Genomic DNA, 12,216 nt, shown 5'->3' on the forward strand with positions numbered 1-12,216 from the left:
CTTATTTTTCAAACGGTGCTTATGGACGTTTCTGATCTGCTTAACGGCTTGAATGACAAACAGCGCGAGGCGGTCGCCGCACCGCGCAGCAACCTGCTGGTGCTGGCCGGAGCAGGCAGTGGTAAAACCCGCGTGCTGGTGCATCGTATTGCCTGGCTGCTGTCGGTAGAAAATTGCTCGCCTTACTCGATTATGGCGGTGACCTTTACCAACAAAGCCGCGGCGGAAATGCGTCATCGTATCGATCAACTGATCGGCACCAGCCAGGGCGGCATGTGGATCGGAACGTTCCACGGTCTGGCGCACCGTTTACTGCGCGCGCATCACCTTGATGCCGGCTTGCCGCAGGACTTCCAGATTCTCGATAGCGATGACCAACTGCGTCTGCTGAAGCGTCTGATCAAAGCCATGAACCTTGATGAGAAACAGTGGCCTGCGCGTCAGGGCATGTGGTACATCAACGGCAAAAAAGATGAGGGCTTACGTCCCAAGCATATTGAAAGTTACGGCAATCCCGTTGAGCAAACCTGGCTGCGTATTTATCAGGCGTATCAGGAAGCCTGCGATCGCGCGGGCTTAGTGGATTTCGCTGAACTGCTGCTGCGTGCCCATGAGCTGTGGCTCAACAAGCCGCACATCCTGAATCATTATCGCGAGCGCTTCAGCAATGTGCTGGTGGATGAATTCCAGGACACCAACAACATTCAGTACGCCTGGATCCGCATGCTGGCGGGTGATACCGGTCGGGTGATTATCGTGGGCGATGACGATCAGTCGATCTACGGCTGGCGTGGTGCGCAGGTCGAGAACATCCAGCGCTTTCTGCAGGATTTCCCCGGCGCGGAAACCATTCGTCTGGAGCAGAACTACCGCTCGACCAACAATATCCTTAAAGCCGCTAACACACTGATCGCCAATAACAATGGGCGCCTCGGTAAAGAGCTGTGGACCGATGGCAGCGATGGCGAAAAGATTTCGATCTACTGCGCCTTTAACGAATTAGACGAAGCGCGCTTTGTGGTTAATCGCATCAAAACCTGGCATGAGAACGGCAATGCGCTGCAGGATTGCGCCATTCTCTATCGCAGCAACGCCCAGTCTCGTGTGCTGGAAGAGGCGCTGATTCAGGGCAGCATGCCGTATCGCATTTATGGCGGTATGCGCTTCTTCGAACGCCAGGAGATCAAAGATGCGTTGGCCTATCTGCGTCTGATGGCTAACCGCAATGATGATGCGGCGTTTGAACGCGTGGTGAACACGCCGGTACGGGGCGTGGGCGATCGCACGTTGGATGTGGTGCGTCAGACGGCGCGCGATCAGCAATTAACCTTGTGGCAAGCCACGCGGGAACTGCTGCAAAACAAAGCCCTGGCGGGACGTGCCGCTTCTGCGCTGCAACGCTTCTGCGAGCTGGTGGATTCACTGGCCACGGAAACCGCTGAAATGCCGCTGCACGTGCAAACCGATCGGGTGATTAAAGACTCGGGCCTGTGGATCATGTATGAGCAGGAGAAGGGTGAAAAAGGCCAGGCGCGCATCGAAAACTTGGAAGAACTGGTGACGGCAACGCGCCAGTTCAGTTATCAGGACGAAGATGAAGACCTGATGCCATTGCAGGCGTTTCTTTCACATGCTGCGTTGGAAGCGGGTGAGGGGCAAGCCGATAAGTGGCAGGATGCAGTGCAATTGATGACTCTGCACTCCGCCAAAGGGTTGGAGTTCAGCCAGGTCTTTATCGTCGGTATGGAAGAGGGCATGTTCCCGAGCCAGATGTCGCTGGATGAGGGCGGTCGTTTGGAGGAGGAGCGTCGCCTGGCGTATGTCGGCGTCACGCGTGCGATGGAAAAACTCACGCTGACCTACGCCGAAACCCGCCGCCTTTATGGTAAGGAAGTGTATCACCGTCCTTCGCGCTTCATTGGTGAGTTACCGGAAGAGTGTGTGGAAGAGGTGCGTCTGCGCGCCAGCGTCAGCCGCCCGGTGAGCCATCAACGTATGGGCACGCCCATCGCGCAAAATGACAGTGGCTTTGCGCTCGGACAGCGCGTGCGCCATGCCAAATTTGGTGAAGGCACCATCATCAACCTTGAAGGCAGTGGCGAGCATAGCCGCTTGCAAGTGGCGTTTCAGGGCCAGGGAATCAAGTGGCTGGTGGCGGCTTACGCCCGTCTGGAAACGGTGTAGCGCGGTTGCGCTACCTTGACGACTTTTTCGTCTCAGCGTAACATGCGCGCACTATTATCATGAGAGGACAATGCCTTGGACGCGCCCAGTCGATGCTGGCTCAACCGCCTGTTTAACAGGAACAACTCCTAAGGTCACCTCTCATTGCGGGTAGCCTTAGCGGTTATCAGCGACCTCCCTTTACACTCTCGTCGCACGAGTCAGCACTGATTTACCCTTGAAGCGAAAGTTTCCGCGTTCAGGCTTTGCCGTGCCCGTTTTGCCTCTGGCATCACGGAGTGCCGCCTTGTCCCATTCCGTCTGCAATGGGGAGTATTGCTATGCTGAGCGCTTTTAAACTCGAACGCGATCGCCTGACGCGCATCGAGCTGGAAGAAAATAACGACAAACTGAATACGTCGGTTTGGGTCGATTTGATCGAGCCTGACGACAGCGAACGTGATCGTGTGCAGTCTGAGCTGGGCCAAAGCCTGGCAACCCGTCCGGAGCTGGAGGACATCGAAGCCTCAGCGCGATTCTTCGAAGACGAAGATGGCTTGCACATTCACTCCTTCTTCTTCTTTGAAGATGCGGAAGACCACGCCGGTAACTCCACCGTGGCGTTTACCATTCGTGAAGATCGCCTCTATACGCTGCGTGAACGTGAGCTGCCTGCTTTCCGTCTCTATCGCATGCGCGCGCGTAACCAAACGCTGACGGATGGCAATGCTTACGAGCTGCTGCTGGATCTGTTTGAGACCAAAATCGAACAGCTGGCGGATGAGATCGAGAACATCTACAGCGCGCTGGAAAAACTGAGCCGAGTCATTATGGAAGGCCAGCAGGGTGAAGAGTACGATCAGGCGCTGTCGCGTCTGGCAGAGCTGGAAGATATCGGCTGGAAAGTGCGTCTGTGTTTGATGGATACGCAGCGTGCCCTGAATTTCCTGGTGCGCAAAGCACGCTTGCCGGGCAACCAGCTGGAGCAGGCGCGTGAAATCCTGCGCGATATCGAATCCCTGTTGCCGCATAACGAATCCTTGTTCCAGAAAGTTAACTTCCTGATGCAGGCGGCGATGGGCTTTATCAACATCGAGCAGAACCGCATTATCAAGATCTTCTCGGTGGTATCAGTGGTGTTCCTGCCGCCAACGCTGGTGGCTTCAAGCTATGGTATGAACTTCGAGTTTATGCCTGAGCTGAAGTGGAGCTTTGGTTATCCGGGGGCGATCACCTTGATGATCCTTGCCGGGCTGGCACCTTATCTCTACTTCAAACGTAAAAACTGGTTGTAACGATTTCGGGGCCGCATTTGCGGCCCTTTAAACTGGCGCCGCATCACAATTCTGCGTAGGCTGTTGTCACTTCTCACTTTCTGATTTCCACCTTATGGCGCGTCTCTCTTTGCGACAGCAGTGGACCATTCTGCTGATTGCTTCGTTAGTACTGGGGATTATCCTCCAGCTGTTTCACCTTCCCGCTGCACTGCTGTTAGGACCGATGATCGTCGGCACCATCATGGGCCTGTCAGGCGCCACTGTGCGCATCGACAAGCGTTTTTTCGTGCTGGCACAAGCCGTGCTGGGCTGCATGATTGGGCAAACGCTTTCCCCTGCGATTCTCTCGCCACTGTTGCAGGATTGGCCGGTGGTGCTGGCCGTGTTGGTGCTGACGCTGGCGGCCAGTGGTTTGTCAGGATTTTTGCTGGTGCGCTTTAGCAACTTGCCCGGACCGACGGGTGCGTGGGGATCTTCACCCGGCGGTGCTTCCGCGATGGTGGCGATGGCCGGTGATTTTGGTGCTGACGTTCGCCTGGTGGCCTTTATGCAGTATCTGCGCGTGCTGTTTGTGGCTACCGCGGCGGCCGTGGTGGCGCGCATTGGATTGGGGACCAGTGGCGGCGCGGTGGAGCTGGAGTGGTTTCCGGCATTACAAAGCAGTTTCCTGCTGACCATCGTAGTGATGTTAGCCGGTGCCTGGCTGGGACAGAAATTGCGCATTCCTTCCGGTGCACTGCTGTTGCCTGCGCTGATTGGCGCAACGTTGCACGGTACGGATGTCGCCACGTTGCAGGTGCCAGAATGGTTGCTGGCGCTGGCTTATGCACTGATTGGCTGGAGCGTAGGATTACGTTTTACCCGTCCGATTTTCCTGCTGGCACTGCGCACGCTGCCACAAATGCTGGTCTCGATTTTTGGTTTGATGCTGCTGTGCGGAGGATTAGCCTGGATGCTGACGCGCGTGCTGCATGTGGATCTGATGACCGCTTACCTGGCAACCAGCCCCGGCGGGCTGGATACCGTGGCAATTATTGCTGCTGGCAGCCGGGTCGATATCGCTTTTGTGATGGCGTTGCAGACGCTACGCCTGTTCACTATCTTGCTCACCGGCCCGGCGATAGCACGCTTTATTTCACGCTATGCGCACGCGAGTGCGAGCTGAGAACGCAACAGCATCAACAATAAAGATGGCGAGCGCCAGCCAGATGAAGCCAAAGGTGACCATTTTGTCCGGCGTCAGGCTCTCGCCATAGAACAGCACGGCCAGCAGGAACATCAATGTGGGGCCGAGATACTGGAAGAACCCCACGGTTGAAAGACGCAAACGCGCACAAGCCGCAGCAAACAGCATCAACGGAATGGTGGTGATGATGCCCGCGGCAACCAGTTTCAGGTTAAGGCTCAGCGGATTGGCGCTCAGATGACTGGTGGCGCTGTCGGCAAAGCCAAACAGATAGATGGCAGCCAGCGGAAATAACCAGGCAGTTTCGATCAGCATGCCGCTTTGCGCATCCACCTGAATCTTCTTTCTTATCAGACCATAGAGCGCAAAACTCAACGCCAGGCCGAGGCCGATAATCGGCAACGAACCAAATTGCCACAGCTGCACCAATACCCCAGTCGTGGCCAGTATCACAGCCAGCCACTGCAAACGCCGGAAGCGCTCACGCAGGAACAGCATGCCAAATACCACGTTGATCAGCGGGTTGATAAAGTAGCCGAGGCTGGCTTCCAGCATATGCTGATTGTTCACCGCCCAGATAAACAGCAGCCAGTTGCCGCCGATGGTGACGGCGGTCAGTGCCAGTAGCAGCACTTTTTTCGGTTGGGCGAGCACCGTGCGTACCTGTTTCCAGCTGCGACTCAGCGTAATCAGAATCAGCATAAACAGCGCTGACCAAATCACACGATGCGTCATGATCTCCGTGGGCGGCACTTCCTTCACCAACTTGAAGTAAGCCGGTGCAATGCCCCAAATAAAGTAAGCGCCAAGCGCATAACCAATGCCCTGACGCGTGTGTTGCGATTCCATTATTTCATCCAAAAAAGCTTGTTAACCAATCAGATAGGTGGCGGTAGCGGTGGCGATGTAATCGCCCTGTTGGTTGTGCAACTCAACTCGTGCTACAGCGACCTTGTTGCCACCGCGCAGTAGGCTACTGGTGGCGATAAAGCGTTCGCCGCGTCCGGGACGCAAGTAATCGACGCGCATATCAATGGTGCCCATGCGTGACAGGCGCTGACGCAGTTCTTCCTCGCTAATACTCTCTTGACGCGACAGCGCATGGCTGACACACACCAACCCGGCGGCGACATCCAGCACCGAGGCAATGACGCCGCCGTGCAAAATCTGCTGCGCAGCATTGCCCACCAACATGGTTTTGTTGGCAAAGCCCAACTCGGCGTAATCCGCCTCCAGTCGATGCAGCTCGAGGCCCAGGGCTTGATTAAAGGGCATGTGATAAACAAAGATTTCGCCAATCAGGCGGCGAGCTTCCTGCTGTGTCAGCAACGGGGATGACATAGTTCCTGCCTTAAGATGTTAAAGAATTGTGTATATTATGCCGCGTTCGCGCTGCTTTCCAGTTTCAGAAATCGGCACTGATCAACCACTGGCTTTGCGTGTAGAATGGCCTGCTTTTTGAACCGTCGCCCTGACGATTACGACACGCAGTTCTCTGGAGAATTTTATGCGTAAGCATTACGCCTTGCTGGCCGCGGCATTGACGCTTCCTGTGCTGGCTCAAGCTGATGAAGCCACGATAAAAGAGGTGCATGACGCCCCGGCAGTAAAGGGCAGTATTATCGCTAACCTGCTGGAAAAACACGATAACCCGTTCGTGCTGTATCCTTATGAGAACAACTACCTGCTTTACACCTACACCAGTGACATGAATAAAGAGGCCATCTCCTCTTATAACTGGGCAGATAAAGCAAAAAATGACGAAGTGAAATTCCAGCTGAGCCTGGCGTTTCCGCTGTGGCGTGGCATCCTGGGCGACAATTCGGTGTTGGCCGCCTCCTATACTCAACGTTCCTGGTGGCAGCTTTCCAACCGTGGCGCATCGTCACCGTTCCGTGAAACTAACTACGAACCGCAGATTTTCCTCGGTTGGGCAACGGATTACACCTTTGCGGGCTGGACACTGCGCGACATCGAAACCGGTCTGAATCACGAGTCGAACGGACGTAGCGATCCGACTTCACGCAGCTGGAACCGCGTTTATGCGCGACTGATGGCGCAGAACGGTAACTTCCTTGCGGAAATCAAACCCTGGTATCGCATTCCAGAAAACGAAAATAACGATGATAACCCCGACATCACCAAGTACATGGGCTACTATCGCGCCAAGCTCGGTTATGAAGTGGGCGAGAGTATTTTCAGCGTGGAAGGTAACTACAACTGGAACAGCGGTTACGGCGGGGCCACTTTCGCCTGGAGCTACCCCATCACCGAACACGTACGCTTTTACACCCAGCTGTTCAGCGGGTATGGTGAATCGCTTATCGACTATAACCACCGTCAAACCCGCTTTGGCGTGGGCGTAACACTTAACGATCTGTTCTAACAAGTCAAAAAACAGGATTACCGTGGCAACATCGGCAGTGCTTAATCAGGAAATGCTGGCGCAGCAGGTTTTACAAGACACCTTCGGCTACCAGCAATTTCGTCCCGGTCAGCAAACCATCATTGAAACCGCGCTAGCAGGGCGCGATTGTCTGGTGGTGATGCCAACCGGCGGCGGCAAATCGCTGTGCTATCAAATCCCGGCGCTGGTGCGTGAAGGGCTGACGCTGGTGGTCTCGCCGCTGATTTCACTGATGAAAGATCAGGTTGATCAGTTGCTGGCCAACGGCGTGGCGGCGGCGTGCCTGAATTCCACCCAGACGCGCGAGCAACAGCAGCAGGTGTTTGCGGATTGCCGTACCGGCAAGCTGAAGCTGCTGTACATCGCCCCTGAACGTCTGATGATGGACAACTTCCTCGACAGCCTGCACCAGTGGAATCCGGTGATGCTGGCGGTGGATGAGGCGCACTGTATCTCACAATGGGGCCACGATTTCCGTCCGGAATATGGCTCGATTGGTCAGTTGCGTCAGCGCTTCCCGGAACTGCCGGTGATGGCGTTAACCGCGACGGCCGATGAAACCACGCGTAATGACATCGCGCATCTGCTGCAGATGGACGATCCGCTGATTCAAATCAGCAGCTTTGACCGCCCCAACATCCGCTACACGCTAGTGGAAAAATTTAAACCCACCGATCAGCTGCTGCGCTACGTGCAGGAGCAACGGGGCAAAAGCGGCATTATTTACTGTAACAGCCGCGCGAAAGTGGAAGACACCGCCGCGCGTTTGCAAAGCCGCGGGCTAAGTGTGGGCGCGTATCACGCCGGTATCGATAGCGCGCAACGTGCGCACGTGCAGGAAGCCTTCCAGCGTGACGATCTGCAAATCGTGGTCGCCACCGTGGCGTTTGGTATGGGCATCAACAAACCCAACGTGCGCTTTGTGGTGCATTTCGACATCCCGCGCAATATCGAATCCTATTATCAGGAGACCGGGCGCGCCGGACGCGACGGGCTGCCCGCAGAAGCGATGATGCTGTACGATCCAGCGGATATGGCCTGGTTGCGTAAGTGTCTGGAAGAGAAAGCACCCGGTCCACTGCAGGATATTGAACGCCATAAGCTGAATGCCATGGGAGCATTTGCCGAAGCGCAGACCTGCCGTCGTTTAGTGCTGCTCAACTACTTTGGCGAAGGGCGTCAGCAGCAGTGTGGTAACTGCGATATCTGCCTTGATCCGCCGCGCCGTTATGATGGTCTGGTAGAAGCGCAAAAGGCGCTCTCCAGCATCTATCGTACCGGTCAGCGCTTTGGTATGGGCTATATTGTTGACGTGTTGCGTGGCTCGACCAATCACCGTGTCCGCGATAATGGGCACGACAAACTGCCGGTGTACGGCATTGGTCGTGAACAGAGCCAGGAGCACTGGGTTAGCGTGCTGCGTCAGCTTATCCATTTGGGTATGGTGACGCAAAATATTGCCATGCATTCGGCGCTGCAACTGACCGAAGCCGCGCGTCCTGTGCTGCGTGCGGAAGTGCCTTTGATGCTTGCCGTGCCGCGTATCGTTACTGTCAAAAGCCGCAGCAGTTCGCCCAAAGTTCACAGTGGAAATTACGATCGCACCCTGTTTGGCAAACTGCGCAAATTGCGTAAGGCGATTGCTGATGAAGAGAACATTCCGCCCTACGTGGTGTTTAACGATGCCACGCTGATTGAAATGGCGGAACAAATGCCGATTACCGCGTCAGAAATGCTGAGCGTGAACGGTGTCGGTCATCGCAAACTCGAACGGTTTGGTAAACCCTTCCTGGTGATGATCAAAGAACATGTCGATGAAGAGTAAAGGAAAGAAACCATGTTGATGTTATTTGCCACCGTCGCGCTGGTGCATCTTGTTGCGCTGATGAGCCCAGGACCGGACTTCTTCTTCGTCTCGCAAACTGCCGCAAGCCGTTCGCGTAAAGAGGCGATGATGGGCGTTTTCGGCATTACGCTGGGGATTGTTATCTGGGCGGGCGTGGCGCTGATGGGCCTGCATCTGATTCTCGAAAAAATGGCCTGGCTGCATGAAATCATCATGGTGGGTGGTGGTTTATATCTGCTGTGGATGGGCTGGCAGCTGCTGCGTTCGGCGCGTCAACGCCACAAGTCACCGCAGGTGGATGTACCGGTGGTTGAACTGCCTAAGAGCGGCATGAGCTTCCTGAAAGGGTTCCTGACCAATCTGTCTAACCCAAAAGCCATTATCTATTTCGGTAGCGTGTTCTCGCTGTTTGTGGGTAATGACGTGGGTGCGATGGAGCGTTGGGGTCTGTTCCTGCTGATTATCGGTGAGACGTTTGCCTGGTTTACGCTGGTGGCAGCCATCTTCGCGCTGCCGTGGATGCGTGATAAGTATCAGCGTATGGCGAAATGGGTCGATGGTATGGCGGGGGTGTTATTCGCCGGATTCGGCATTCACCTCATTATCTCGCGTTAAAGCCTGGTTTACAGGCCATTTCGGCACCGGGCAGTGCTCGCCCTCCTCACGTACAGCCTGGTCGCCATTAATGGCGTCATTGCGAAAGTGCGGTCATCGGCTGGTCGCCATTAATGGCGACCCTACATGAATGTAGGGTGCGCATTTATGCGCACCTGGTTGAAAATTAAGCGATTCTGCGCGCGCTGGCTAACAACGCACCGACCGCCATAAACAATCCGCCAAAGGTACGGTTCAGCAACTTCATCTGCTGCGGGCCTTTAATCCAGCCTGCGATACGCGTGGCCAGGGTGGCGTAACCAATCATCACGATAATATCGACCACAATGGTGGTGACGCCGAGCACCAGATACTGTGCCAGCTGTGGCTGATGTGGCTGGATAAACTGCGGGAACAGCGCGGCAAGAAACACGATGCTTTTCGGGTTGGTGAGGTTCACCAGAATGGCGCGCTTAAACAAACGACGACGTGGCATCGCTTTCGCCACCGCATTCAGGTCAATGCCACCGGCGGAACGCCACTGCTGAATACCCAGCCACACCAGATAAGCCGCACCTGCCCACTTCAGCACTTCAAACGCCATAATAGATTGCGAAAACAGCGCGCCCAGGCCGGCACCGACCAGCACGATATGAATCGCGAGGCCAAGCTGTAAACCGGTAATGGAAGCCGCAGCGCCACGATAGCCGTGACTGATGCCGGTGCTCATGGTGTTAATCGCGCCGGAACCGGGTGAAAGGCTGAGGATAGTTGTGGTCAGCAGATAGGTTAACCACCATTCAATGGTCATGTGTGACATTCCCTGAAGTTAGCGAAGTGTGACACAATACGCCAGAACATCGCGGCACGCTACGGAGCGCAAGCGCGCGATGAGGCTTTTTTTATGGGGGACGGATGCAGCAACATAAACAGAGTTGGCTCGGGCGTGAGCGTGGCTTTTCTGCGTTTGCCACTGGCCCGCTGCTCGACTTCTGGCGTCGTCGTGAAGAGTGCGAATTCACCGGCGTCGGCAATCTGACTATTCGCTATGTTCGTTTCACCTCACCGCAACATCGCCGTGTCATCTTGATTGTGCCGGGCCGCATCGAAAGCTATATCAAGTACCCGGAATTGGCTTACGATCTGTTCCACTGTGGTTATGACGTGGTGATCATTGATCATCGTGGCCAGGGCCGTTCCGACCGCCTGCTGGCCGATTCACACCGCGGCCATGTGGTGGAGTTCAGCCACTATGTTGACGATCTGGAAACGCTCTATGAGAAAGAGATCGCTAACAGCAACTATCAACAGCGATATGTGTTGGCGCACTCGATGGGCGGCGCGATCTTAGCGCTGTTTCTGGCGCGTCAGCCTCGGGCATTCCACGCTGCGGTATTTTCAGCACCGATGTTTGGCATTGTGCTACCGCTGCCCGATTGGATGGCGCACCCGATTCTGGACTGGGCGGAGAAACTGCCCGCGCTGCGCGAACGTTATGCGCTGGGAACGGGCCGCTGGCGTGCCAGTCCGTTTGGCATCAATCGTCTGACGCACAGTCGAGAGCGTTATCGTCGTAACCTGCGTTTTTATGCCGACGATCCCGCGCTGCGCGTGGGTGGCCCCACTTACCATTGGGTCCGTGAAGGTGTGCAGGCGGGGCGCAGCATCATTAGCCAGGTGGTGAAAATCACCACTCCCACCTTGGTGCTGCAGGCCAGTGAAGACGATGTGGTGGATAACCGCTCGCAAGGGGCTTTTTGCTCGGCGATGGCCGAGGCAGGCCATCCCTGCGAAGGCACCGTGCCGTATGTGATCCAAGGCGCGCGTCATGAGATTTTGTTTGAAACAGACGCCATGCGCGCTGAAGCGCTCAACCTGGTGGTCGATTTCTTCGAGCGCCACGTTTAATTTATTATCCGATATCAATACCAGAGGTTTACATGTACCACATCGTCGCATCCGACCTGGATGGCACGCTGCTTTCGCCGGAACATCGCCTGACGCCTTTCTCTCGTACCACATTGCAGGAGCTGGTGGCACGTGATGTGCATTTTGTCTTCGCCACCGGACGTCATTACATCGACGTGGGCCAGATGCGCGATAGCCTTGGCATCCCGGCCTATATGATCACCTCGAATGGTGCGCGCGTGCACAACGCTGACGGCGAATTGGTGTTCAGCCACAACCTTGATGGCGACATCGCCAGCGAGCTGTACGGCTTGCAGTACCATGATGAGCATATCCTCACGCACGTCTATCGTGACGACGAGTGGTTTATGAGCCGCCATCGCCCAGACGAGCAGGATTATTTCCGTGAGTCCGTATTTAACTATCAGGTTTACCAACCGGGTATGTTGCCGACAGATGGGATCAGTAAAGTCTTCTTCACCTGTGATGAACCCGAACGCCTGGCTCCGCTGGAACTGGCGATCGAAGCGCGTTGGGGCGATCGCGTCAACGTCAGTTTCTCACTGCCAACCTGCCTGGAAGTGATGGCCGGTGGCGTATCGAAAGGTCACGCGCTGGAAGCAGTCGCCAAACAACTCGGATACTCGCTGAAAGAGTGCATCGCTTTTGGCGACGGCATGAATGATGTCGAAATGCTGAGTATGGCGGGTAAAGGCTGCATCATGCGTAATGCGCATCAGCGCCTGAAAGATACCTTGCCAGCATTGGAAGTGATTGGCAGCAATGCCGAGGATGCGGTGCCGCACACGTTGCGTAAGCTGTTCCTGGCTTAAAA

11 protein-coding genes are annotated in these 12,216 nt (G+C 55.5%); 8 read left to right on the forward strand and 3 right to left on the reverse strand.

From position 1 onward, the window contains the following. The first annotated feature begins 21 nt into the window (after positions 1 to 21). From uvrD to PSSD_RS07735, 3 genes are all read left to right on the forward strand, one after another. Positions 22 to 2,184, forward strand: coding sequence for a DNA helicase II (uvrD, locus tag PSSD_RS07725; RefSeq protein ID WP_039329233.1), 2,163 nt, complete (start codon positions 22 to 24; stop codon positions 2,182 to 2,184). Positions 2,185 to 2,504: 320 nt separating this feature from the next. Next, positions 2,505 to 3,458, forward strand: a complete 954-nt coding sequence (gene corA / locus PSSD_RS07730; protein ID WP_039329235.1) for a magnesium/cobalt transporter CorA — start codon at positions 2,505 to 2,507, stop codon at positions 3,456 to 3,458. 94 nt (positions 3,459 to 3,552) lie between these two features. Continuing rightward, positions 3,553 to 4,605 (forward strand): AbrB family transcriptional regulator, encoded by a 1,053-nt coding sequence (locus tag PSSD_RS07735; protein ID WP_039329236.1) that lies wholly within the window; start codon positions 3,553 to 3,555, stop codon positions 4,603 to 4,605. Here PSSD_RS07735 and rarD read toward each other — a convergent pair. Both rarD and PSSD_RS07745 read right to left on the reverse strand, forming a co-directional pair. Continuing rightward, positions 4,576 to 5,475: an EamA family transporter RarD gene (rarD, locus tag PSSD_RS07740; RefSeq protein WP_039329238.1), complete on the reverse strand. Its 900-nt coding sequence runs from the start codon at positions 5,473 to 5,475 to the stop codon at positions 4,576 to 4,578. The two genes, PSSD_RS07735 and rarD, sit on opposite strands and share 30 nt — an antisense overlap. Positions 5,476 to 5,496: 21 nt before the next feature. Beyond that, complete coding sequence (locus PSSD_RS07745; RefSeq protein WP_058970350.1) at positions 5,497 to 5,967, reverse strand: thioesterase family protein; 471 nt, start codon at positions 5,965 to 5,967, stop codon at positions 5,497 to 5,499. A gap of 166 nt (positions 5,968 to 6,133) precedes the next feature. Here PSSD_RS07745 and pldA point away from each other — a divergent pair, with 166 nt between their 5' ends. The 3 genes from pldA to rhtC are packed head-to-tail and all read left to right on the forward strand — an operon-like array spanning position 6,134 to position 9,494. Further along, positions 6,134 to 7,012, forward strand: coding sequence for a phospholipase A (pldA, locus tag PSSD_RS07750; protein WP_039329242.1), 879 nt, complete (start codon positions 6,134 to 6,136; stop codon positions 7,010 to 7,012). 22 nt (positions 7,013 to 7,034) lie between these two features. Further along, the gene (gene recQ, locus PSSD_RS07755) at positions 7,035 to 8,858 is read left to right on the forward strand and encodes an ATP-dependent DNA helicase RecQ (RefSeq protein ID WP_039329244.1); all 1,824 of its coding nucleotides are present in this window, start codon (positions 7,035 to 7,037) and stop codon (positions 8,856 to 8,858) included. A 12-nt stretch (positions 8,859 to 8,870) separates the two neighbouring features. Beyond that, on the forward strand, positions 8,871 to 9,494 hold the full coding sequence (gene rhtC / locus PSSD_RS07760; RefSeq protein ID WP_039329245.1) for a threonine export protein RhtC: 624 nt from the start codon (positions 8,871 to 8,873) through the stop codon (positions 9,492 to 9,494). Between the two features lie 166 nt (positions 9,495 to 9,660). On the opposite strand, the gene rhtB is transcribed toward rhtC, so the two are convergent. Further along, positions 9,661 to 10,284 carry a homoserine/homoserine lactone efflux protein gene (gene rhtB, locus PSSD_RS07765; RefSeq protein ID WP_039329247.1) on the reverse strand — a complete coding sequence of 208 codons (624 nt, stop codon included), beginning with the start codon at positions 10,282 to 10,284 and terminating at the stop codon, positions 9,661 to 9,663. Positions 10,285 to 10,388: 104 nt separating this feature from the next. On the opposite strand from rhtB, the gene pldB reads away from it, so the two are divergent. Together pldB and yigL are read left to right on the forward strand one after the other, a co-directional pair. After that, a complete protein-coding gene (gene pldB / locus PSSD_RS07770) occupies positions 10,389 to 11,381 on the forward strand; it encodes a lysophospholipase L2 (protein WP_058970352.1) in 993 nt (330 codons plus the stop codon). 32 nt (positions 11,382 to 11,413) lie between these two features. After that, positions 11,414 to 12,214 carry a sugar/pyridoxal phosphate phosphatase YigL gene (gene yigL, locus PSSD_RS07775; protein WP_039329250.1) on the forward strand — a complete coding sequence of 267 codons (801 nt, stop codon included), beginning with the start codon at positions 11,414 to 11,416 and terminating at the stop codon, positions 12,212 to 12,214. Positions 12,215 to 12,216: the final 2 nt, after the last annotated feature.

The organism is Type-D symbiont of Plautia stali (assembly GCF_001485335.1).
Lineage (GTDB): Bacteria > Pseudomonadota > Gammaproteobacteria > Enterobacterales > Enterobacteriaceae > Pantoea > Pantoea vagans_C.